Here is a 23,351-nt window from a genome sequence, read left to right as displayed (position 1 = left end):
ACGCGTGACGGGAACCGTGTGCTCGGAAACGGCGGCCGGTTGTTCGTCATCACGTCAACAAAACCGACGTTGCTCGAAGCGAAGCAGACGGTATATGCGGCGCTCGAGACGCTCGAACTGCCGAATACGTTTTATCGGACCGACATTGCGGGTCGGGCGCTTGCTCATATTTTTTAAAGGATGGGTCAACCCATCCTTTTTTTCATGCGAAAAGAAGGGAATCACAACTTCCTGCTCTACAATAATGGAGTAGATTGAAGGAAGAAGGTGGTCGGCATGCGCATTCGGACAAACTGATGATTGCGGTGGCGTTGAATATCCTCATTTTTGTCGGCGTCATCTTCTTTGTCGTCCGACCGTATTTCATCGAACAGAGGTATGAGCGGGACCGTCTTGCGGTCGACAGTCAAATCGCAAGCGTGACCGAAACACTCGTGAATCGGAAGAGTAGCCTTGAGCGGACGCTCGTCGATTGGGCGGCAATGGAACGACGCGTATGCGTTCATCCAAGGAAAGAATGAGACGTTCATCGACAGCAACATCAGCGAGGCGTCTCTCGATAATTTGAACGTCAATGCGATGCTGTTTTTGAATCGAGACGGGGACGTCCATTACGCCACGTTCCAAAAACAGAGCTTGTCGTTGACTGAGCCTGAGCAACAGGCGTTTTTGGCTGATATCGCCTCACGCGTCCGAGCTGACGCCAACACGCGCAGCACGATCTATGAGAGCGAATACGGGCCTGTCTTTTATGCGACGCATCCGATTCTTCAAAGTGACCGCAGTGCCCGGCCGAAGGGACGCTCGTCATGCTCGAGTTCGTCAGCAGTCATTTCGTCGCCGATTTGAGTGCCCAGACGAAGTTACCGCTCGCTGTAGGGTTGACCGAAGCGACCGACACGACGATCACGTCACGGGACGGACTGACACATGTCGTCATCCCGCTCGATACGGTATATGACAAGACCGACTATGGCATCACTTTCGTCGTCGAACCGACGCATTACCAAAACACGGTGACGATGCTACGCTCGGCATACTGGCGTTGCTCGTTCTCGGTGTCGGACTGTTTCTGTCGTTATTATGGACGATCCACCACGTCATCATTCGTCGATTGATGGGGATTGGCGATGAGTTGAAACAGATCACAATTGAGCGAGATAGTCGTCTACGCATCAGTTTGAACGAACAGAGCCAAGACGAGATTGAACAGATGGCCGTCAGCATGAACGAGGTGCTCGCCGCGCTCGAAGACACGAGGGCAGAAGTGCTCGATAAGGCGTACCGGGACGCACTCACGCAACTACCAAATCGGTTGGCGATTGAGGACTATTTTTCGAGCGTGCGTGGTGGCGACGATCAATCGGTGTCATCGGCCTCGATCTTGACGACTTCCGCCGCATCAACGACCAGTTCGGTCATCGCACGGGTGATGCCGTCTTGATTTACATCGCATCACGGCTGAATTTTTATAAAGAAGACGGGTTTGTCGCCCGCATCGGTGCCGATGAATTTATGTTCCTTCACCCGAATTGGACGCTCGACGAATTGCGTCCGGTCGCCCGCCGGCTCACGAAAGATTTGGCCGACTGGTCCGAAATGAACGGGGTGACAGGGTTGACGACGACGATCGGATTGGACGTCTTCGCGTTGCGGCATCCCCATCATACGTATGAGGTCATGATGGGACGGCTTGACGTCGTCTTGCATGAGGCGAAACTATCCGGGAAAAAACGGATTTTGGCGTTCCAAGAGATTGAAGATGGCAGCCACTACTTGCAGACGCTTGAGATGGAACGTGATTTGAGACGGGCACTCGAGAACGATGAGTTCGAGCTGTACTACCAGCCGATTGTATCGCCGCATCCGTTCGCCGTGCGCGGCGTCGAAGCCCTCATCCGCTGGAACCATCCAGTGAAAGGTCAAGTGTCGCCAGGGCTGTTCATTCCAATCGCCGAACAGCTCGGATTGATCTCGGACTTAGGATGTTGGGTGCTCCGTCAAGCGGTGTCCGAGATGAAGGAGCACAGTATGCGACACCATTTGTTCTTATCGGTTAACGTATCCAAACGGCAAATCGCAGACGGGTCATTTTTAGCCGAACTCGAAGATGTGCTCGCAGAAACGTTATTTGACCCTCATTTACTTCACGTCGAAATTACCGAGAGCGAGGTCGGCGGCAACTTATATGAATTGCAACAGTTCATTCAGTCGTTGAAAACGCTCGGTGTCAAAATCTCGCTGGATGATTTCGGGGTCGGGACGTCTTCGCTGTCGTTCCTGCAGTCGCTCCAACTCGACTTGATCAAAATCGATCAAAACTTCGTGAAAGGGATCCCGGAGAACACGTTCGATCGGGCGTTGCTCGAAGGACTGTATCAAACGTTCCATACGCTCGGTCTCGACATCGTCACCGAAGGGGTCGAACGGCCGGAGCAACTCGCTTTCGTGCTTGAACATAGCAGCTCGCTCATCCAAGGCTATCATTACAGCAAGCCGGTCCCGCTCGCCCAGCTCGAGCATTATTTAAAGAAAACGGTCACCCTGTATGACTGGTGAAGGCGCTTCTCGTAGAAGCGTCAGGCTGTTGACGAACCCATTCGCTTCTGGCGAATGGGTTCGTCTTTTTTTGTGTTCAACGAGCTCGAGGCGCTCTGCCCGACATAAAATTGAAAAAATGCTATGTAGACGGTCGTTTTCGGCCAACAGGTTGGCCAGCTTCTTCATGTTTTGTGCGGTCGCTGCCACCAGGTTGGCGCGGTCCACCGCCTCTTTCCCCCGGTAGAACGTGAAGCGGAGACCGTGGAGCTCCTTCCGTCGGCGAACGAGCGCTCCACCGTCTGTGGCCGGAGACGGTAGAGGTGCTTGCCCGATGCGGACAGACGGTTATCGCTCACCGCTTCGCGGTAGGACTCATCGATGTGGCGGTTGATGACGCGCCGATGCGATCGGCTTGACGTGCACTTCTCGAGGAGCGGGCAGTTCTGACAGATGGCAGGATTGGACGCGTACTGGTGATAGCCGTGACGGTCGGTCGTCTTATAGGTGAGGTGCTGTTTCGCCGGACACAGATAGGCGTCCACGTCCGGCAGGTAGGTGAACCGCGTCTTTCGAAACATCCCCTTCTTCCCACCGAACCGCCGCCAGGCGATGACGCCGAAAACGCCGCGCTCGACGAGCGCCTTCGCGATCTCGGTCGTGTAGTACCCGGCATCGAGCGCGACCGCCTCGAGCGGATAGGCGAAACGGTTGAGGATATAGTCGAGACGGTCAAGATAGACGGTGCTGTCCGACACGTTCCCGGGCGTGACGTGCACATCGACGATGAGGTTGTGCTTGGCGTCCACCGTCCGGTGCACCAGCCAGAAAAAGCCTTCCGGCTTCTGGTCACGGTACATATAGCCCGCGTCAGGGTCGGTCCGGCTCACCTTGATGAGTCGACGCTTCTTCTTCTGTCGCGCGGGCTTCAGTGCTTTTTTCCTCGTTTGGCCCGTTCCTCGTTCACCCGGCCGAGAAGCTCGTCCTCGACATCGCCGACGACCTGCTCGACCTCGACCTTGTCGAACTTCTTCTTGTTCGCGTTGGCTCGGATGTGGGTCGAGTCGGTGATCAGGATGCGCCCTGAAATGAAGCCGTGGGCTTCGGCCTGGCCCACGATGTCCTCGAAGATTTGTCGAAAGACGTCCGTGCCGGCGAACCGGCGTCGATAGGCCTGGCTGATCGTCGAATGGTCGGGAATTTTCTCGTCCATCCCGAGCCCGAGGAACCAACGGTACGCGAGGTTCGTCTCGATTTCCTTGATGGTCTGTCGCACGGAACGGATGTTGAACAGCGGGCCGAGCAGGATGATCTTGATGAGGATCTCGGGGTCGATGCCGGGCTGTCCGGTGTTTGAATACAGTGGCGCGCATAGCCGGTGGACGATGGAGAAGTCGATGTGGCGGTCGAGTTTGCGGACGAGGTGGTCTTTCGGGACCAGTTGGTCCAGCGAGGCGTCGGTGCGGATTGGTTCATGGCGTTTGGCGATATGGGCTCGGTACATGATGATTCCCCTTCCTGTTCGGAGGCGGTGACGATCCATACATACCAGTTCCCGCTTTTCGAGGTTTTAGCCCGCATTGGGGGCTTTTTCTATCGGCCGTCGAGGCCTCAGAAAAAGACGAGAGGCCACCCAGGGGCGGCCTCTCGCGACGCTCATCCGACGGCGCCGGAGACTCCTGAGGGATCAGCGAGCGGAGGGAGACCCAGCAGCGACAACGTCGCGATGCGGCTCCCTGCTCGCCCCTAGGAAAGCGGAGGCGCCAAGAGGAGGAGCGAAAACATTCTGTTAGTCAACAATCTGGCGCTTCTCGTAGAAGCGTCTTTTATTTGTGTAAACTTTGTGTGAATTTCGTTACAATGGTGAACATAACTTGCGACGGTTTCAGAGAAAAGGTAAACTTGAAGCAGTATAAAGAAAACGCTTACAAAATTATCTTCTGATAATAAATGAAGCGATTAAGGGAGGACTGGGTTCGATGCCAACTAAACGATCGGCGCGGGCACCGTGGTCAAAAACGATGATTCGCTCACAACTTGAGGTCGTGGACCAAGTGCGGCCGCCTTCGCTCGTCTTGACGAATGCGACTTATTTGAATTTGTACGTGAAACAATGGAAACAAGCGAACATTTGGATCGAGAATGACCGCATCGTCTACGTCGGACCGGACTTGCCGAAAGCGGCGGTCGAGACGGTCGATGTCTCCGGAAAGTTTGTCGTTCCAGGCTACATGGAGCCGCATGCGCATCCGTTTCAACTGTATAACCCGGCGACGCTGTCAAAGTATGCAGGCGAACGGGGTACGACGACGCTCGTGAACGACAACATGCTTCTTTTTTTACAAGAGAAGGAGCAAGCGTTTGCGCAACTTGAAGCGATGCAACAACTCCCGACGAGCACGTACTGGTGGGCGCGGCTCGACACGCAGACCGAGCTCGATCGCGACAGCGTCCTCGTCGACACGGAACGCATCCACGACTGGTTCAACCACCCGGACGTCATCATGGCAGGCGAGTTGACGGCGTGGCCGCGGACGTTAAAAGGAGACGACGAGATGCTCCAATGGATGCTCGACGCCGAGACGTGCGGTCTTCCGGTCGAGGGACATTTCCCGGGGGCATCGGCGAAGACGCTCACGAAAATGGCGCTGATGGGTGTCCACAGCGACCATGAGGCGATGACAGCCGAAGAGGCGCTCTGTCGTCTCGAACATGGGTATACGACGACGTTGCGTCATTCTTCGATTCGCCCGGATTTGCCGCATATGATGCGCGGTTTGCTCGAGGCGGGACTATCGACGTTCGACCATCTCATGGTGACGACGGACGGGTCGACACCAGGCTTTTATGAGGACGGCATGCAAGATGCGCTCGTGAACATCATGATCGAGGCTGGTTTAGACCCGATCGAGGCGTATCGCATCGTGTCGTTGAACGTGGCCCGTCATTTCGGGCTCGATCACGTCCTCGGCTCAATCGCCCCAGGCCGTATCGCGCATCTGAACGTTTTGGATGCAATCGATGACCCGCGTCCGTCGAGTGTCATCGCGAAAGGACAGTGGATTGTTCGTGACGGGATGTCGCTGTTCCCGGACGAGCTGGTCGAAGCGTCACTCGCGCTTATGCCAGCGACGGACGTCGACATCGAGTTGACCCCAAGCGACCTGTCGTTCAGTATGCCGGTCGGGCTCGACATGGTCAACTCGGTCATCATGAAGCTGTTCAAAATCACACATGACACCGGACAAGACGAACTGCCACGCGACGGGGACGAGTCGTTCCTCATGCTGCTCGATAAAGAAGGGAAATGGCGCCTGAACACGGTATTGAAAGGGTTCGCTAACGACTTCGGCGGTCTCGTCAGCTCGTACTCGATCAGCGGCGATTATTTAATCCTCGGTAAGTGCAAACAAGACATGTTGACGGCGTTCGCGCGCATGAAAGAACTTGGCGGCGGCATCGTCCTCGTCGACCGCGGCGAGATCATCGCCGAGATCCCGCTCCCGCTCTGCGGCATGACATCGATCGAGCCGGTCGAACGGCTCATTCATCAAGAGAAACAGTTACGCAATGAACTCGTGGCACGCGGGTATCACTTCGAAGACCCGATTTACACGCTACTGTTCCTCGCCTCGACCCACTTGCCGTACGTGCGTGCGACACCGCTCGGAATTTACGAAGTGATGAAAAAACAAATACTATTTCCAGCGATTTTGCGATGAACAGTTGAGTCCGAGGCGGTCGTGCTTTAGAATGATAAAGAAGTACGATGGAGAGAGGATGCTTGCGGATGCAACTCGATAAATTAAGAGGGCGTGAACTCGATCAGCTGTTTGAGGCGATCTTGAAGCTCGACACGCTCGAAGACTGCTATCAATTGTTCGAAGATTTAGCGACCGTCAACGAAGTTCAAGCGTTAGCCCAACGGTTAGAAGTGGCGCGCCAAATTCGTGAAGGTAGCACATATCATAAAATTGAAGAAGCGACAGGTGCTTCGACCGCTACGATTTCCCGTGTCAAGCGTTGCTTGAACTACGGGTCAGGTGGCTATGATCTTGCCCTTGAACGCCTAAACCAATCAGACAAAGGTGACTCGTAAGAGTCATCTTGTTTTTGATGGAAAGGAGGGGCATGATGAAAGACAAGTTTATGAAACGAAATTTACAGCTGTTCTTCCGAAAGCTGACACCGGTCCAAACGCTCGTGTTGATCTACATCGCGGCTGCGCTTTTGTCGATCATTCTGCTCGCTCTTCCGATCGCGCACAAGCCAGGGGTGACGATCACGTTCACAGACCTCGTCTTTTTCGCGGTCAGTTGTGTCAGTGTCACCGGCCTCACCCCGATTGTCGTCGCGGACACGTTCTCGACGTTCGGCCTATTCATCATCTTGTTCATCGTTCAAGTGAGCGGTGTCGGGTTGATCAGTCTTCACGTCATCATGTGGATCTTGCTCGGGAAGCGTATCGGCTTCCGCGAGCGGCAACTCATTTTACGTGACCAAAACCAGACGTCGATGTCTGGTATCATCAAATACATCACGGAAATCGTCATTACCGTCATCGCGATCGAGGCGGTCGGGGCGGTGTTGCTCGGTTTCCATTACTTAAACTACTTTGACACGGCCGGAGAAGCGTTCCTGCAAGGGCTGTTCGGGGCGGTCAGTGCGACGACGAACGCCGGGTTTGATATTACAGGCAGCTCGCTCGCGCCGTTCCGGGAAGATCCGTTCGTCATCTTCACACAAATCGCGCTCATGACCGGCGGTGCGATCGGGTTCCCAGTTCTCATCGAGATTCGAACGTATTTGACGAGCCGGATCATGCGCAAGCGGGAGAACTTCCCTCGCCGTTTCTCTTTATTCACGAAGTTGACCGTGTCGACGTTCTTCATTTTGATCGCCGTCGGAACGGTCGGGTTGTTCTTGTTCGAATACAACAACGCGTTCAAAGAGTTACCGCTCTGGCTCGCGCTGTCGGACTCGCTGTTCCAGTCCGTGACGACACGAAACGGGGGACTGTCGACCGTCGACGTGAACTTGTTCTCGGAAGGGAGCATGTTGCTCTTGTCGATCCTCATGTTTATCGGCGCCTCCCCGTCTTCGGTCGGTGGGGGGATTCGGACGACGACGTTCGCCGTCGCCGTGCTCGGGGTCATCGCGTTCATCCGCGGTGACTCGTCGATCAAGATTTTCGGGCGCGAGATTGTGCTCGAGGACATTTGGAAAGCGTTCGTCATCATTACCGTCTCGCTCGCTGTCTTACTCTCGGGTGTCATGGTGCTCGCGTTCTTTGAAGATGCTTCGCTCACGCGAATCTTGTTCGAGGCGTGCTCGGCGTTCGGGACGACGGGGCTTTCGGTCGGACTATCTTCTGAGTTCTCGAACGTCGGCAAATGGGTGCTCACCATCTTGATGTTCATCGGTCGGATCGGGGTCATCGCCTTCATCTTGATCTTGCAACGGAGACAGCCGAAACGGATGTACAACTATCCGAAAGAATCGATTATCTTAGGTTAAGGAGACAACACCATGAAGGCATTTTGGATCAACTTCGGTTACGTGTTCGTCGTTCCCGTCTTACCGTTCATCGCGATCGTCAACGGGACGGCGCTCTGCTCACCGGATTCGCCGTTGCTCGATATCCCGGTGCTCGGCTTCTTTCTCGCCAATCCGCTCTGGTTCGTCCCGGTGTACGGCGCGTTTGCGCTTCTCGTCGCGAAATGGTTGACGGACCGGGAACGACGGGCCGCGGCCCGTCGTGTTTAAGACTTGCTTCGGCAAGTCTTTTTTTCGTCAACAGATGCAACCGACTAAAAAAATCGCTACACTAGAGGAGGTATCGAATGGAGGGACTTCGAATGGATTTTCACGCCTGGCGCCACGTATTTAAGCTCGACCCGAACAAGCGGCTGGAGGATGAGGCGCTGTCGGCGCTCATTCAGTCGGGCACGGATGCCTTTCTCATCGGCGGTACGGACGGCATCGATGCCGAGAACACGTTCACGTTGTTCAATCGGCTGAACGGATGTGGCATCCCGGTCGCACTTGAGTTGAGTCACCCGGATCAGACGATACGAGGGTTTGACCATTACTTCATCCCGACCGTGTTGAACGCCGGGACGGTCGACTGGGTGGTCGGTCATCAAGTCCGGGCATTCGAACGCCACGGGCATTTGTTTGAAGCACGTCACGTGACCGGGCAAGGGTACATCGTTTTGAATGGGGCGGCGAAAGTCGCCGAGGTGACCGAGGCGCGAACCGAGCTCTCTCTCGAGCAAGTTGTCGCTTACGCCGAGACCGGCCACCACCTGTTCCGTCTGCCATCCCTTTACCTTGAATATAGCGGCACGTTCGGCTCGCCGGACGTCGTCAAAGAAGTGCGCCTCGCCGTCCCAGACGCCCATTTGTTTTATGGAGGCGGGATCGACGGGGCGGAAGCAGCGATGAAGATGGCTGCGCACGTCGATACGATCGTCGTCGGAAACGTCATTTACGAGAATCTCGACGGAGCGCTTGCGACTGTAGCGGCACTCCGATAAAATAAGAACAAACGTTTGGAACGAAGAAAGGAAACGATTATGTATAACTTGAGTGAAGAATTGGTCAAAGGCATGAACCCTCCACAAGCGGAGGCAGTCAAATATACGGACGGCCCACTGCTCATCATGGCAGGGGCCGGGTCAGGGAAAACACGTGTCTTGACGCACCGCGTCGCTTATTTGATGGCATCGAAACAGATCGCACCATGGAACATTCTCGCCATCACGTTCACGAACAAGGCGGCCCGTGAGATGAAAGACCGGATCGCCCGTCTCGTCGGCGGTGTCGCGGACGATATTTGGATCTCGACGTTCCACTCGATGTGCGTCCGGATCTTGCGCCGAGATATCGACCGCATCCGTTATGATCGGAACTTCTCGATTCTTGACTCGTCCGATCAGTTGACGGCGATCAAGCAAGTGCTCAAAGAGCTGAACCTCGACCCGAAGAAGTACGAGCCGCGGACGCTCCTCGGCATGATCTCAAACCATAAGAACGAGCTTCGCACGCCGCAAGACGCGGCCGGACTCGTCGGCAACAACCCGTACGAGAAAGTCATCTCGGACGTATATACGGCGTATGAGAAGAAGTTGAAGCACAACAACGTCCTTGATTTCGATGATTTGATCATGAAGGCGATTCAATTGTTCCAGGAAGCGCCAGACGTGCTCGCGTTTTATCAGAAGAAGTTCCAATACATCCACGTCGACGAGTATCAAGATACGAACCGGGCCCAATACACGCTCGTCAAGCTGCTCGCCGAGGCACATGAGAACTTGTGCGTCGTCGGTGACTCGGACCAATCGATTTATCGCTGGCGCGGCGCGGACATCGCCAACATCTTGACGTTCGAGAAGGACTATCCGAGCGCGCACGTCATCTTACTCGAACAGAACTACCGCTCGACGAAACGGATTTTGGAGGCGGCGAACGGTGTCATCCAAAACAACTCGGGTCGTAAAGACAAACAGCTCTGGACGGAGAACGCCGAAGGGGAGAAACTCCTCTTACATGTCGCCTCGGACGACCGCGACGAAGCGTTCTTCATCATCAATCAAATGAAAGAGCTGCGTCAAGAAGGCATCGATTACGGCGAGATGGCCGTGTTGTACCGGACGAACGCCCAATCACGTGGTCTTGAGGAGATGCTGCTCAAATCGAACATCCCATACAAGATGGTGGGCGGCACGAAGTTCTATGAACGAAAAGAAATTAAAGACGTGTTGGCGTACTTGCGCTTGATCGCCAACCCGGATGAGGACATCTCGTTCGTGCGAGTCGTCAACGAACCGAAACGCGGCATCGGCGCGGCGACGGTCGACAAGCTCGGTGATTTCGCATCGATGCAAGGCGTCTCGCTCATGGAAGCGATTCGTGATATCGAACTGTCCGGCATCGCACCACGGACGGCGACGAAACTCGCCGAGTTCCGAAAACTCATCATCGACCTTCGTCAAATGGCGGACTACTTGTCGATTTCCGAGTTGATTGAAGAAGTGTTGAAGAAGTCAGGTTATGAAGAGATGCTTAAAATCGAGAAGACGCTCGAAGCGGAAAGCCGGCTCGAGAACTTGCAGGAATTTTTATCGGTCGCTCAAAACTTCGAGAAAGAAAGCGATGAACAGACGCTCGTCGCCTTCCTCACCGATTTGACGCTCGTCTCGGACCTCGATTCGCTCGAAGAAGTCGACGAGTTGCACCAAGTGACACTCATGACGCTCCATTCGGCGAAAGGACTCGAATTCCCGGTCGTCTTCTTGATCGGGATGGAAGAAGGACTGTTCCCGCATAGCCGCTCTTTGAACGACCCGGAAGAGATGGAAGAAGAGCGCCGTCTCGCCTACGTCGGCATCACCCGAGCGGAGAAGCGCCTCTATTTGACGCGGGCCCAATCCCGTATGCTGTACGGTCGGTTCCAAAACAACCCGGAGTCACGTTTCTTGCACGAGTTGCCGGAGACGCTCCTCGAGCGCTCAGGAAAAGCGAAGAAGGCGATGCCGTGGAATCCGGTCGAATCACCTGGGAAACTTCCGGTCAACGGTTTCAGCTCGAAACCGAAGCCGAAGCTCGCCCAATCGTCAGGTGCCGAGTCGATCGGCTGGAACGTCGGCGATAAAGCGAACCATAAAAAATGGGGTCAAGGAACGGTCGTGCAGACACGCGGGGAAGGGGACCAGCTCGAGCTCGACATCGCTTTCCCTTCGGTCGGAATCAAGCGTCTGCTCGCCAAGTTCGCCCCGATTGAAAAAGCGTGAGGTGATGGTATGGAGATGACAGAACGAGTAGAGACGCTACGGAAACAATTGAACCAGTACGGCTATGAGTATTACGTGCTCGACCGGCCGAGTGTGCCGGACGCTGAATACGACCGGCTCATGAACGAGCTCATCCAAATCGAGACCGATTATCCGGAGTTGCGGAGTCCGGACTCACCGACGCAACGGGTCGGTGCGCCTCCGCTCGACGCGTTCGTCAAAGTGACGCACGACACACCGATGCTCTCGCTCGGAAACGTCTTCACGAAGGAAGAACTCATCGAATGGGTCGACCGCATCGAGAAAGATCTCGGGTATCGTCCGCTCTTCGTCGCCGAACTCAAGTTTGACGGTCTCGCCGTCTCTCTTAAGTACGAAGACGGCCGTCTCGTGCGCGGGGCGACGCGGGGCGACGGGACGACGGGTGAGGACATCACACAAAACTTGAAGACGATCCGCTCGATTCCGCTCCGGCTGAACGAAGACGTCACGCTCGAAGTGCGTGGCGAGGCGTACATGCCGAAGCGTTCGTTCGAACATTTGAACGATGAGCGGGAACGGATGGGTGAGGCGTTGTTCGCCAACCCGCGCAATGCCGCGGCGGGCTCGCTCCGGCAACTCGACTCGAAGATCGCGGCTTCGCGCAACTTGGCATTCTTCGCGTACGGGCTCGTCTCGACCGACGACCTCGTCGCGTCGCATGACGAGGCGCTCGCATATTTAGGGCGTCTCGGCATCGCCGTCAGCCAAGAATATACGACGTGTCAGACGGCCGATGAGTTATGGGACTACATCGAGACGTACGTGACGAAACGGACCGAACTGCCGTACGAGATCGACGGCATCGTCATTAAAGTCGCGGCGTATGAAGAGCAAGAACAGCTCGGTTTCACGGCGAAAAGTCCACGCTGGGCCGTCGCGTATAAGTTTCCGGCCGAGGAAGTCGTGACGACGATCGAAGCCGTCGACTTCAGCGTCGGACGGACCGGGAAAGTGACACCGCGTGCCCGTTTTGCACCGGTGCTTGTCGCCGGGTCGACCGTGACGTACGCGACACTTCATAATGAGGACTTCATTAAAGAGAAGGATCTGCACTTGTTCGACCGGGTCGTCATCAAAAAGGCCGGGGACGTCATCCCGGCCGTCGTCTCGGCGATTGAGAGTGAGCGGACCGGGAACGAGACCGAAATCGTCTTCCCGACACATTGTCCGGCTTGTGGTTCGGAACTTGTCCGGTTAGAAGGCGAGGCGGACCATCGCTGCGTCAATCCGGAATGTCCGGCCCAGCTGCTCGAAGGGCTCATCCATTTCGTGTCGCGTCCGGCGATGAATATCGACGGTCTCGGTGAAAAAGTGATCACCCAGCTCCACGAAGCGAGTCTCGTCCACAACGTCGCCGATTTGTATCGGCTTGATCGTGAGGCGCTCCTCGCGCTCGAACGGATGGGAGAGACGTCGGTGTCGAACTTGCTCGCGGCGATCGACCAATCAAAACAGAACTCACTCGAACGCGTCTTATTCGCCCTCGGCATTCGGCTCGTCGGGCAAAAGGCGGCGACGCTCATTGCCGAGCGATTCGAGACGATGGACATGATCATGACAGCCTCCGTGGAAGACTTGACCGCGATCGATGGCATCGGCACGAAGATGGCCGAATCGATCACGCTCTATTTCGAGAAGCCGGAGGCACGTGAACTCGTCCGGGAACTTGATGAAGCAGGCGTCAACTTGACGTTCAAAGGTGCGAAACGACCTGTCGACACGGACGCCCCGATGGCGGGGAAGACGGTCGTCTTGACCGGGAAACTTCACGAAATGACACGCGGCGAGGCCGGGAAGCGGCTCGAGCTTCTCGGAGCGAGCGTGACCGGTAGTGTCAGCAAGAACACAGACCTGCTCGTCGCCGGTGAGAAGGCCGGATCGAAGCTTGCAAAAGCGGAGACGCTCGGCATCGAAGTGTGGGATGAAGCGGCGCTGCTCGCCTTTTTGGCGGATCATGCGTGATATGACCGTCCTCGATTGGAATGGACCAAATGGTGGTCTGTTCCAATCGAGGACTTTTTTTCATTGACCTAACGTTCAAAAAATCCTGAGTTTCGACGGGTTCGCTGAAACGTGGGAAGGGTAATGAATAGTATCCAAACCATTTGGAAAATATTCCTGAATTAGAGGACCCTTTGACACCACGACTCGCGCACAATCATCCTCTCTTCCCCCTCCGTGCCCGGCGCTGTCATCGGATAGCTGTGTCGCAGACAGGCATTCATCTTAGAGGAGGGGACCACCATGGGAAGCGCCAAACGTCAAGTGACAGCACTTATCGCTTTATTCGTTTTACTCATCGGCATGCTCACACCGAACGTCCTGCACGCGGAAGAGACGAGCACGATTTTCGCTCAAGTCGAACTGACGGTAGAAGAGGCGGACAGTCTATATGAAGCAAGCCTCGTGTATGAGGATGTGACATATTATGGGGTCCGTGAGACCGCCGACAGCTGGCGTTTCATGATTGATGCCGAACATGTCGATTCGGCGCTGATCGAGACGATCACGCTATACGATGAAGAACGCGTCCCATATTCATTCACCGCGTTCACGATCACAGCCGAACCGGCAGCGGAAGCGATTGGAAATGAAGAAGAATCTGAACCGGTGACCGATGCCGAAGAAGCGGTGGAGGCAGTCGAAGCGACGACAGAACAAACTGTTGATGCCGAAGAAGTGGTGGAACAACCGCTCGCTGAAGTCGAGACGATGGTGGAAGAAGTGGCCGCGACGACGGTTGCCCCGACGGTCACGATTGAAAAGCTCGCCCTTGGCGCTGACGGAGCGATCACGGAAGTGCTTGCCGGTGACTTGTTGACGTACCGTCTCGTCATCAACGTGGACGGCGCCCCGATTGAAAATTTCTCGGTATCCGATACGGTTCCGGAAGCATTGACGGTCGTCGCGGATTCTGTCGAAGTGCTTGGACCAGATGGGGTGGAAACGCCCGTCCCGACCGTTGTGAGCGGACCGCCCGCCTTCTACTGGACGTTCCCCGTCATCCCGGTCGGCACGACGACGATCCAATTCGATACGTTCGCACCGGACGTTGACATGGAGACAGACGTGACGAACACGTTTTGCATCGGTGTGGAAGGACCGGATGAAGCGATTCCGGCTGATTGTACCGATGTGACAGTGACGGTCGTCCCGGACAAGGTGATTGGACTCGAGGTCGGTAAAGAAGCAAATATCGATCAAGCCGTCGTCGGCGGGATGATTCCGTATACGTTCGTGATTGAGAACACGGGCGATACGACGCTGACCATCACGTCGATTGAAGACGAGTTCTTCAGCGGCGGCATCGATGCTGACGCAGTGAAAGCCTTCAACGAGACGGTGAACACGAGATTGACGGACCTCATCGGGACGGACGGTCTCGCCCCGGGAGAACGGGTCGAAACGACGGTCAATCTCGAAGTGCCTAGCGACTATGATGACACGACCCATCCAGAAATCGGGAACGTCTTCCGTGTCGCGGCGAGTGACGAGTTCGGTCGCGTCGTCGATGCCGAGAGTCAACAGATCGTCTTGTTGAACCGTATCGACTTCACGGTGACGAAAGTAGCGAACCCGAAAACGGTTCACCCAGGCGACACGATCGTCTACACGTATACGATCACGAACACGTCGAACGTCACGCTTTATTTCGTCGATGTGATGGAAGAATGGACGAGCGGGGCGTTGACCGAAACGGAACAGCAAGAGACAACGGAGACGCTCCGTGACGGAATGCGGGCACTCGCCGAAGTCGAGAACGGACTCGTCCCGGGCGAAGAAATCGTGCTCGAGATGGAGAAAGTGTTGCTCCCGTCCTACGATGTCCGGGCCGGCGGCACACTAACGAACCGTGTCACGTTCACGTTCGAAGTGAGCGGAAATCGCGTCTCCCGGTCGACTGAAGCAACCGTCCACGTCAAACAAGCGATTCCGGAACGAGAAGATGACTCCGTGTACGTCCCGGAACCGACGACACCGGTCACTCCTGAACAAGGAACACTTCCACTGACCGGCTCGACCGGCACGTGGGTGACGGCGCTCGGACTCGTCTTGATCATTCTTGGGTTGTTCGCTTTGACGCACTGGCGTCGCCCGTCTAGAAAAGCTTGAATCGACGCCCTTCGACTGTCACATCGAAGGGCGTTTTCGTATGGAGACGGACTGATTCCGCTTCGACACTTTTTTCATCCGACGATTTTGTTATAATGGACGAAGTGTACGATGAATCGATTTACTAAAGGAGTTTAGACATAGATGAAATGGAAGCAACTCATCATTCCCGCTGTGGCGGCTAGCCTGCTACTTAGCGGATGTTCAATGAAAATCCCGATGGGGGAGGAAGAAGCAACGCCGACCGGGAACGAACCGACGTCAGAAGGCGTGACGCCGGCGATTGAAGCGCGGGACTCCTACTATCAGATGGTCATCCCGTTCAAATCGGCCGCAGCGCGTGGTCTTGCTCAACGACAAGTCAGCTCGTCGCTCGAGCTTGAAGAAGTCGAACTCGGATTGATGCGCCACTCGACGGGAGCGTTCAACCCGGACCAGTTTGCGTATCAAGAAGGACAGTTATTAAATAGCGGCGACGTGTCACGCCTGCTCGGGCGTAAAGACAAGAGTCAGGAAGAAGGCGCGCTCGTGCCGCTCAACCCGTCGTATGCGAACGGGACGGCCGAGGTGTCGGAAGCTGACTTCGTCGATGCCAATAAAGAGTCACCGCTCTACTTGGCTTCGCTCGTCGAACAAAATTACATGCGCAAAGCCGACAACGGATACGAACTCGGCGGTGTGTCGTTCGCCCTCATCTTGAACCGGGAGTACGTCTTCCAAGCCCCGAATTTCGGACCGACCTACACGGAACGGTTGGACGAGAAAAAAGTCATCGCCGAAGGGGAACGGATGGCGAATGAACTTGTCGGTCAGTTGCGCGAGCGAGAAGATTTTAAAGACCTCGACATCAACGTCGCGCTCTACATGAAGTCGTCCCAAGGCTCTCCGACGCCGGGCAACTATATCAAGTCGGCGTTTGTCGGCAAGGGAGACGGCGTCGCTGCCGGTGACTGGAAAGCGATCGATGAGAGGTACTATTACTTCCCGTCAGGCACGGCGACGAACGAAGTACGGGATGATGCCCAGAAATTCACGTTGTTCAGCGATCGGATCGCCGATGTGTTCCCAGACTTCAGTGGGATGATCGGGAAAGGATTTTATCAAAACGGCGATTTGTCGCGGCTTGAAATTGACATTCCGATTCAATTCTACAGCCGGGCCGAACTCGTCGGTTTCACCCAACATATCGTCGGATTGCTTGAGAACCGTTGGGAGTACAACCGGAGCGTACCGGTCCGAATCAACGTCACGTCGCTTGGCGGCAACCAAGAAGTGACGATCGTGTTCGAAGAAGGTATGTCTGCGCCAAAAGTATATTTCTAATCGTGGGGACTTCGTGATGAAACGAAGTCCTTCTTTTTTTCGTACACATAATAGCGAGGGTATTCTTTGACCTTCTTTGACCAATCGGGTAGAATAGACTTATCAGAATCGGGAAAGGGATAGGTGAGGTGAAACGAGATGGCAAAAAACTATTATGACGTCCTCGGGGTGTCGAAACAGGCATCGGACCAGGACATTAAACGAGCTTATCGCAAGTTGGCCAAACAATATCATCCGGACGTCAATAAAGATCCGGGCGCACAAGACAAGTTCAAGGCGATCCAAGAAGCGTTTGACGTGTTGAGCGACCCGGAGAAGAAAGCGAACTATGACCGTTACGGAAGCGCCGAAGGACCAACGTTCGGCCAAGGGACTTATAGCGGCGACGGGTATGGCGAAGGTTCGGCCCAGTTTGAGGACTTGTTCCGCCAATTTGGGGGCGGTTCTCGGACGACGTCGCGCACGTTCGGTTTCGAGGACATGTTTGGCAGCTTCTTCGATCAGGCGGTCGAAGAGGACTTGGATGAAACGGTCCGTGTCAACGTGCCGCTCAGCCAGCTGACGTCCGACTCGAAAGTAAGCCTGCGACTTCAGACGGGAACGGTCAATGTGAAGATTCCAAAAGGGGCGCACGAAGGACAGAAGCTCCGTCTGAAAGGCAAGAGCAGCAAAGTCGGACAGTCCGGGGACCGGGGCGACGTCTACGTCGAGCTTCATTTCACGGATGACGAGACGTACCGGCGTGAAGGGTCGAACGTCATCACCGTCAAACGGTTGCGTCCGCTCGCGTTCCTCGACGGGACCGAAGTCGTCGTCGCGACGCTTGACGGCGGTCGTGTCAAATTGAAGGTCAAGCCAGGATCGCGTCCCGGACAGCGGATGCGGATTCCAGGACGCGGTTTCATGACAGCGGCGAAAGTTCGCTCGGACCTGTTCGTCCAGCTTGAAGTCGAGTTACCGCTCGATGCCGCCCACCGATCTGTTTATGAACAACTCGAACGCTGAGCATAAGGAGGAAACGTGATGGATTTCAATCGATTTACCGATAAAGCCCATGAAAGTATTGTCAGTTCACAAGCGCTCGCCAAGCAGTATCATCATAGTGAGATGAACGAATGGCACGTGCTCGCCTCGATGATCTCTCAAGCGGATGGCATCATCCCGCTCTTATTGCAGAAGATGGAGTTGAACGTCGGTGAGATCGAGGCGGAAGTCGCGATGGCGCTCAAAAATGCACCGAAACTGCAAAATCCGACGACACCGATGATTTCGGCGTCACTTTTGAACGTGTTGACGACGGCTGAACGTGAGGCGACCGGCATGAATGACGAGTACGTCTCGGTCGAGCACGTCTTGCTTGGAATCTTGCTGAACAAGAGCCAAGCGCAAAGCATGCTCGAACGGAAAGGTGTGACGGAAGAGAAACTGCGGGAAGCGCTCGTCGCCGTCCGCGGGAATCGGCGCATCACGTCGAAGTCACCAGAGGCAACGTATGACGTATTGACGAAATATGGCCGCGACTTGATTCAAGAAGTGAAGACCGGGAAAATCGACCCCGTCATCGGACGCGATAGCGAGATTCGCCGCGTCATCCGCATCTTGAGCCGAAAAACGAAGAATAACCCTGTCTTGATCGGGGAACCTGGAGTCGGGAAGACGGCCATCGTCGAAGGGCTCGCCCAACGGATCGTTCGCGGCGACGTGCCGGAAAGTCTGAAAGACAAGACGATTTTCAGCCTCGACATGAGTTCGCTCGTCGCCGGCGCCAAATATCGCGGGGAGTTTGAGGAGCGGCTTCAAGCCGTCTTGAACGAAGTGAAAGAGGCGGAAGGGAAAATTATTCTCTTCATCGATGAGTTGCACACGATTGTCGGCGCTGGTAAATCAGAAGGGGCGATGGACGCCGGTAATATGTTGAAGCCGATGCTCGCGCGTGGGGAGCTCCACTGCATCGGTGCGACGACGCTCGATGAATATCGCCAATATATCGAGAAAGACCCGGCGCTTGAGCGGCGGTTCCAACAAGTGCTCGTCGACGAACCAGACGTCGAAGACACGGTCTCGATCTTGCGTGGTTTGAAGGAACGCTTCGAGATTCACCACGGGGTCCGCATCCACGACAACGCGCTCGTCGCGGCGGCCGTATTGTCAAATCGCTACATCACCGACCGCTTCATGCCGGACAAGGCGATCGACCTCGTCGATGAGTCATGTGCGATGATTCGGACCGAGATGGAATCGATGCCGGCCGAACTCGATGAGCTCGTCCGTCGCGTCATGCAGCTCGAAATCGAGGAAGCGGCGCTGAAGAAAGAGAGCGACGATGCCTCGAAGAAACGGCTTGAGGCGCTCCAACAAGAGCTCGCCTCCACTCGGGAGCAGGCTGACGCGCTCCGCTTGCGCTGGGAGAACGAGAAAGAATCGACGCACCGCGTCCAACATATTCGCGGAGATTTAGAAAAAGTGAAGCTCGAGCTGCAGGAAGCGGAGAGTCGTTACGACTTGAACCGGGCCTCTGAGCTGAAATATGGACGCATCCCGGAGCTCGAACGTGAACTTGCTGAAGCGGAACGACTCGCCGGGGCAGTGACGCGTGAACTCGTCCGGGAAGAAGTGACCGAAGAAGAGATCGCCGAAGTCGTCTCGAAATGGACCGGGATCCCGGTGACGAAGTTGACCGAAGGCGAACGCGATAAGTTGCTCAACTTGGAGACGGTGCTACACAAACGCGTCTTCGGACAAGACGATGCGATTCGTCTCGTCAGTGACGCCGTCATTCGGGCTCGGGCCGGTATTAAAGATCCGAACCGCCCGATTGGGTCGTTCCTCTTCCTCGGACCGACCGGGGTCGGGAAAACCGAGCTCGGCAAAGCGCTCGCCGAAGCGATGTTCGACTCGGAAGACCATATCGTCCGTCTCGATATGAGCGAATATATGGAAAAACATGCCGTGTCGCGTCTCGTCGGGGCGCCTCCAGGGTATATCGGTTACGAAGAAGGCGGCCAGTTGACGGAAGCGGTGCGGCGTAGCCCGTACTCGGTATTGTTGCTCGACGAAGTCGAAAAAGCGCACGCCGACGTATTCAACATCTTGCTGCAACTGCTCGATGACGGACGTCTCACCGACTCGCATGGCCGGGTCGTCGACTTCAAGAACACGATTGTCATCATGACCTCAAACATCGGGGCCGATATCTTGCTTGAGGCCGCGAAAGACGGCATCATCGATGAGGAAGAAGAACGCCAAGTCATCGAGCGGCTCCGGCGTCACTTCCGACCGGAGTTCTTGAATCGGGTCGATGAGACGATTCTGTTCCATCCGCTCACGCGCGCTCAAATCGGACAAATCGTCGAGAAAGCGGTCGCCCGGATGGGAAGCCGCTTGACGGCCCGTTCGATTCGCATCGAAATTTCGGAAGCCGCAAAAACGTTCATCGCGGACGAGGCGTACGAACCGCAGTTCGGGGCTCGTCCGATCAATCGCTACGTGCAGCGGACGATTGAGACGAAGCTCGCCCGCAGCATTCTCGCCGGAGACGTCGAGGATGGCCAAACGGTCATGATCGACGTTGAGAACGGGGAATTGACGCTCCGTCCGACGACCGTGACCTATTAAGGAAAGGAGCGCCAGCAGATGCAGGCGCTCCTTTTTTAGCGATTCACTTGTGTGCGTCGATAGACGGCACGTAGGACGAAATAACTTAGTGCGACAAACGTAGCATATAACAGGACGGCGAACGCAAAATTGAAAACGACCGGGATGGTCCCCATATCACGTTGCCGCGCTGCTTCGTCAAACCAAATCACAAGCCAAAAGAATAGACCGAGACTGACGGCGACGAGCGCGTAAAATGCGCCGTTGACCGTCTTTCCTATGCGCATGACGAGATGGGCGATTGGATAGCTGATCAAGGCGATCAGTGCGAGACCGATATAGAACAAACCGTCAATCGGGATATACACGAACATGTCATCTCCACCTTTGTCGTACGAAATAAAAATTCAATATATTTACATTCATCATACGACAAAACAAAAAAATGAAACATGTCTATTTAAGAAGATGGGGTCCGTGCCGGTTGGTACACACAATACGGTTCTTCCGCCTTGTAGTCGCCGGTGACGGCGTGAGCACGGGCACGGGAGCCACCGCATACGTATCGATATTCGCAGTAGCCGCACTTGCCGCCGTGCGTATCCGGGTCCCGAAGTGACTTGAACACGGGGTGGTGACGATAAATCTCGGCGAGCGGGGTCTGTTTCACGTTGCCGCACTTGATCGGGAGGAAGCCGGATGGTTGCACGTCGCCCGTATGCGAGATAAAGACAAAACCGTTTCCGTCATTTGTGCCGCGCTGTGCTTTCGCAAGATCGTCGTGCGGATGACCGATCGGCGGCAGTCCTTCGTCTTTTCGTCGCTGGTTTTCTTGTCTCGCCACGCGCCGGTAGAACTGTGCCTCGGTCGTGGAGATGATGAACGGGACGTCTTCTTGAAGTGCGAACGCCCAGCGCAGCACGTCTTCATGTCGTTCCGGTGAAATCGGTTGTAGGAGTGAACCACGACCGGTCGGGACGAGGAAGAACAGCGTCCACACCGAGACGCCGAGCTCACCGACGAGTTTGGCGATCTCGGGCAAGCGGTCGACGTTATACTCGGTGACAGTCGTATTAATTTGAAACGACATCCCTTCTTCGCGGAAGAAGGAGATGCCCTTGATAGTCCGTTCAAAACTGCCGCGCGTCCCGCGGAAATAGTCGTGCGATTTGGCGTCCGGTCCATCGAGTGAGAACGCCCAACGCGTCAGTCCGGCTTCTTTCGCCCGTTTTACGGCGTCATGAGTGACGCGGGGCGTCGCCGAAGGCGTCATCGAGACGCGCATGCCGAGGGAAGCGGCGTAGTGGGTCAGTTCGAACAAGTCCTCACGCATAAGCGGGTCTCCACCGGTGAAGACGAGAATCGGGTTATCCATCGCGTGAATCTCGCGGATGAGCGCTTTTCCTTGCGACGTATCGAGTTCGTCCGGATACCGATGATATTGGGCCTCCGCCCGGCAATGGACACATGACAAGGCACAGGCCCGGGTCACTTCCCAAATGACGATGAACGGGTTTTCGTTATAGTCGATGTGTCTCATACCGGCACCTCTTGTTTCTTCATCAGCCGTTCGACGGCACGTTTCGCGGAGTCGACACAGTCCGGAAGGCCGACCCCATGCAGAATCGCCCCACACGCTTCGACCCCTTCGAGTCGAGCGACGGCGTCTTCAAACGCCTGCACATGATGTTTATGACCGACTTCGTACTGAGGCATCGAGTCGATGTGGCGCTCGACTTTCGTGAAAAGCGGCGTCCCGACTTGTTGGATCTTCCGGAGTTCGTCCAAGGCGAATCCGGCAATGGCATCTTCCGACTCGAGCAGAAGGTCTGGGACGAAGTCTGAACCGATATAGACGCGAAGAAGCGCCGTCCCTTTCGGTGCCATATGTGGCCACTTTTTATGCATCCAGCTACAGGCGGTCAAGGCGTTGCCTTCAGATTTAGCGATGACGTAACCGGTGCCGTCGAGGGCGGCGACATCTGCATCCTTGAAAGCCGCGAGTACAGTCAATGAGGACGTCCGCTTGAGTGACGACAGTTGACGGGCCGGTTCGATGCCGAGCATCGGACCGAGTGCGTGCGGGGACGTGGCGAGAATGACACCGTCAAACCGCTCGACCGTGCCGTCTGCGAGCTCGACTTCGTGAGGGCGGACCGCGGTGACGGAGACGTCTGTATGGAGCCGGTCAATCGATGGACGGAGTGCCTCGATCAAGGTGCCGAGTCCGTTTCGAAGCGATAGGAACTTCCCGGATTCCTGCGGTTTCACCCCGGCTTGAACGGGCGGTGTGAGTGCTTTCATGCCGAGGATGAGGCTACGTCTTTTCTGTTCAATCGTGATAAACTGAGGGAAAGTAGACTCGATGCTCATATCTTCGAGCGTCCCGTTATAAATTCCCGATAAGAGCGGTTCGATCATCGATTCGACGACTTCAGAGCCGAGCCGGGTGCGAAAGAACGTGTCGAGCGATAAATCCTCGCCCGCGTAGACGCGGGGAAGCACGAGATCTAGCCCGGCCCGGAATTTTCCACGCCACGTGAACAGGTCGGTCTTCACCATCGGCCAGAACTTTGTCGGGATCCCCATGACCGACCCGGCCGGCATTTGACGCAACTTGTTGCGGACGTATATGTATGATGTGCCCGTCTTCGAGCGGACGAGCTGCTCGTCAAGACCGAGTTCAGTGATCAGTTCGGTGAGTGTCGGCTTGCGCGCCATGTAGCCATCCGGTCCACACTCTAGGACGAACCCATCCCGATAAATCGTCTTGATCTTCCCTCCGATTCGATCACTAGCTTCATAAAGTGTGACGTGTGCCCCGGCTTGTTTGGCATAATAGGCGGCTGCCATGCCGGTGATGCCGCCGCCGATAATTGCGATGTTGTTCAATCGATTCACCCATTTCCGTTTAGTCTACTCTTAACGGTACCGAGAATTGGCAAC

The 23,351-nt window shown here is 55.5% G+C and carries 20 protein-coding genes and 1 pseudogene; 17 read left to right on the top strand and 4 right to left on the bottom strand.

The window, feature by feature from the left end:
* The first annotated feature begins 18 nt into the window (after positions 1–18).
* The 6 genes from P398_RS16705 to P398_RS17070 all read left to right on the top strand — a co-directional run bounded on the left by P398_RS16705 (position 19) and on the right by P398_RS17070 (position 2,559).
* On the top strand, positions 19–177 hold the full coding sequence (locus tag P398_RS16705) for a phosphoribosylglycinamide synthetase C domain-containing protein (RefSeq protein ID WP_235263498.1): 159 nt from the start codon (positions 19–21) through the stop codon (positions 175–177).
* A 128-nt stretch (positions 178–305) separates the two neighbouring features.
* Entirely contained in the window at positions 306–521 is a 216-nt protein-coding gene (locus P398_RS17090) for a hypothetical protein (RefSeq protein WP_235263454.1), read from the top strand.
* Entirely contained in the window at positions 454–849 is a 396-nt protein-coding gene (locus P398_RS17085; protein WP_029336070.1) for a CHASE4 domain-containing protein, read from the top strand. Before P398_RS17090 ends, P398_RS17085 begins: the two co-directional genes overlap by 68 nt.
* Complete coding sequence (locus tag P398_RS17080; RefSeq protein ID WP_029336069.1) at positions 810–1,118, top strand: hypothetical protein; 309 nt, start codon at positions 810–812, stop codon at positions 1,116–1,118. Before P398_RS17085 ends, P398_RS17080 begins: the two co-directional genes overlap by 40 nt.
* Positions 1,046–1,444, top strand: a complete 399-nt coding sequence (locus P398_RS17075) for a hypothetical protein (RefSeq protein WP_235263452.1) — start codon at positions 1,046–1,048, stop codon at positions 1,442–1,444. The genes P398_RS17080 and P398_RS17075 overlap by 73 nt, the downstream gene beginning before the upstream one ends.
* Positions 1,363–2,559: a putative bifunctional diguanylate cyclase/phosphodiesterase gene (locus P398_RS17070; protein WP_326932479.1), complete on the top strand. Its 1,197-nt coding sequence runs from the start codon at positions 1,363–1,365 to the stop codon at positions 2,557–2,559. Before P398_RS17075 ends, P398_RS17070 begins: the two co-directional genes overlap by 82 nt.
* A 138-nt stretch (positions 2,560–2,697) precedes the next feature.
* On the opposite strand, the pseudogene P398_RS16695 reads toward P398_RS17070, so the two are convergent.
* Positions 2,698–4,042 (bottom strand): annotated as a pseudogene (locus P398_RS16695) (IS1182 family transposase); the annotation flags it as partial.
* 475 nt (positions 4,043–4,517) lie between these two features.
* Here P398_RS16695 and P398_RS0115295 point away from each other — a divergent pair.
* The 11 genes from P398_RS0115295 to clpB all read left to right on the top strand — a co-directional run bounded on the left by P398_RS0115295 (position 4,518) and on the right by clpB (position 20,426).
* Positions 4,518–6,260, top strand: coding sequence for an adenine deaminase C-terminal domain-containing protein (locus tag P398_RS0115295; RefSeq protein WP_029336063.1), 1,743 nt, complete (start codon positions 4,518–4,520; stop codon positions 6,258–6,260).
* A 68-nt stretch (positions 6,261–6,328) separates the two neighbouring features.
* A complete protein-coding gene (locus P398_RS0115290; protein ID WP_024371764.1) occupies positions 6,329–6,637 on the top strand; it encodes a YerC/YecD family TrpR-related protein in 309 nt (102 codons plus the stop codon).
* A gap of 50 nt (positions 6,638–6,687) precedes the next feature.
* Positions 6,688–8,055 (top strand): TrkH family potassium uptake protein, encoded by a 1,368-nt coding sequence (locus tag P398_RS0115285; protein WP_029336062.1) that lies wholly within the window; start codon positions 6,688–6,690, stop codon positions 8,053–8,055.
* Positions 8,056–8,067: 12 nt separating this feature from the next.
* Entirely contained in the window at positions 8,068–8,304 is a 237-nt protein-coding gene (locus P398_RS0115280; protein WP_024371762.1) for a hypothetical protein, read from the top strand.
* Positions 8,305–8,381: 77 nt separating this feature from the next.
* Positions 8,382–9,077, top strand: coding sequence for a heptaprenylglyceryl phosphate synthase (gene pcrB / locus P398_RS0115275; RefSeq protein WP_034799277.1), 696 nt, complete (start codon positions 8,382–8,384; stop codon positions 9,075–9,077).
* Positions 9,078–9,116: 39 nt separating this feature from the next.
* Positions 9,117–11,333 (top strand): DNA helicase PcrA, encoded by a 2,217-nt coding sequence (gene pcrA / locus P398_RS0115270; protein ID WP_029336059.1) that lies wholly within the window; start codon positions 9,117–9,119, stop codon positions 11,331–11,333.
* Positions 11,334–11,342: 9 nt separating this feature from the next.
* Entirely contained in the window at positions 11,343–13,337 is a 1,995-nt protein-coding gene (gene ligA / locus P398_RS0115265; protein WP_029336058.1) for an NAD-dependent DNA ligase LigA, read from the top strand.
* A gap of 282 nt (positions 13,338–13,619) precedes the next feature.
* Positions 13,620–15,488 (top strand): DUF7507 domain-containing protein, encoded by a 1,869-nt coding sequence (locus P398_RS0115260; protein ID WP_029336057.1) that lies wholly within the window; start codon positions 13,620–13,622, stop codon positions 15,486–15,488.
* Between the two features lie 144 nt (positions 15,489–15,632).
* Positions 15,633–16,811 (top strand): CamS family sex pheromone protein, encoded by a 1,179-nt coding sequence (locus P398_RS0115255; protein WP_029336056.1) that lies wholly within the window; start codon positions 15,633–15,635, stop codon positions 16,809–16,811.
* 138 nt (positions 16,812–16,949) lie between these two features.
* Positions 16,950–17,816: a DnaJ C-terminal domain-containing protein gene (locus P398_RS0115250; protein WP_029336055.1), complete on the top strand. Its 867-nt coding sequence runs from the start codon at positions 16,950–16,952 to the stop codon at positions 17,814–17,816.
* Between the two features lie 18 nt (positions 17,817–17,834).
* Entirely contained in the window at positions 17,835–20,426 is a 2,592-nt protein-coding gene (gene clpB, locus P398_RS0115245) for an ATP-dependent chaperone ClpB (protein WP_024371756.1), read from the top strand.
* A 35-nt stretch (positions 20,427–20,461) separates the two neighbouring features.
* Here clpB and P398_RS0115240 read toward each other — a convergent pair whose 3' ends face one another.
* From P398_RS0115240 to hemG, 3 genes are all read right to left on the bottom strand, one after another.
* Entirely contained in the window at positions 20,462–20,779 is a 318-nt protein-coding gene (locus tag P398_RS0115240; protein ID WP_029336054.1) for a hypothetical protein, read from the bottom strand.
* An 86-nt stretch (positions 20,780–20,865) separates the two neighbouring features.
* Complete coding sequence (locus P398_RS0115235) at positions 20,866–21,945, bottom strand: TIGR04053 family radical SAM/SPASM domain-containing protein (protein ID WP_029336053.1); 1,080 nt, start codon at positions 21,943–21,945, stop codon at positions 20,866–20,868.
* A complete protein-coding gene (gene hemG / locus P398_RS0115230; RefSeq protein WP_029336051.1) occupies positions 21,942–23,306 on the bottom strand; it encodes a protoporphyrinogen oxidase in 1,365 nt (454 codons plus the stop codon). Before hemG ends, P398_RS0115235 begins: the two co-directional genes overlap by 4 nt.
* Positions 23,307–23,351: the final 45 nt, after the last annotated feature.

The organism is Exiguobacterium aurantiacum DSM 6208 (assembly GCF_000702585.1).
Lineage (GTDB): Bacteria > Bacillota > Bacilli > Exiguobacteriales > Exiguobacteriaceae > Exiguobacterium > Exiguobacterium aurantiacum.
The sequence above is the reverse complement of the archived record's forward strand: the minus strand, read 5'-3'. Positions and strand labels throughout refer to the sequence as shown.

Coding starts and splice junctions, on each gene's coding strand:
- P398_RS17080 (WP_029336069.1), top strand. CDS start 810: ATGCTCGAGTTCGTCAGCAGTCATTTCGTCGCCGATTTGAGTGCCCAG.
- P398_RS0115295 (WP_029336063.1), top strand. CDS start 4,518: ATGCCAACTAAACGATCGGCGCGGGCACCGTGGTCAAAAACGATGATT.
- P398_RS0115290 (WP_024371764.1), top strand. CDS start 6,329: ATGCAACTCGATAAATTAAGAGGGCGTGAACTCGATCAGCTGTTTGAG.
- P398_RS0115285 (WP_029336062.1), top strand. CDS start 6,688: ATGAAACGAAATTTACAGCTGTTCTTCCGAAAGCTGACACCGGTCCAA.
- P398_RS0115280 (WP_024371762.1), top strand. CDS start 8,068: ATGAAGGCATTTTGGATCAACTTCGGTTACGTGTTCGTCGTTCCCGTC.
- pcrB (WP_034799277.1), top strand. CDS start 8,382: ATGGAGGGACTTCGAATGGATTTTCACGCCTGGCGCCACGTATTTAAG.
- pcrA (WP_029336059.1), top strand. CDS start 9,117: ATGTATAACTTGAGTGAAGAATTGGTCAAAGGCATGAACCCTCCACAA.
- ligA (WP_029336058.1), top strand. CDS start 11,343: ATGGAGATGACAGAACGAGTAGAGACGCTACGGAAACAATTGAACCAG.
- P398_RS0115260 (WP_029336057.1), top strand. CDS start 13,620: ATGGGAAGCGCCAAACGTCAAGTGACAGCACTTATCGCTTTATTCGTT.
- P398_RS0115255 (WP_029336056.1), top strand. CDS start 15,633: ATGAAATGGAAGCAACTCATCATTCCCGCTGTGGCGGCTAGCCTGCTA.
- P398_RS0115250 (WP_029336055.1), top strand. CDS start 16,950: ATGGCAAAAAACTATTATGACGTCCTCGGGGTGTCGAAACAGGCATCG.
- clpB (WP_024371756.1), top strand. CDS start 17,835: ATGGATTTCAATCGATTTACCGATAAAGCCCATGAAAGTATTGTCAGT.
- P398_RS0115240 (WP_029336054.1), bottom strand. CDS start 20,779: ATGTTCGTGTATATCCCGATTGACGGTTTGTTCTATATCGGTCTCGCA.
- P398_RS0115235 (WP_029336053.1), bottom strand. CDS start 21,945: ATGAGACACATCGACTATAACGAAAACCCGTTCATCGTCATTTGGGAA.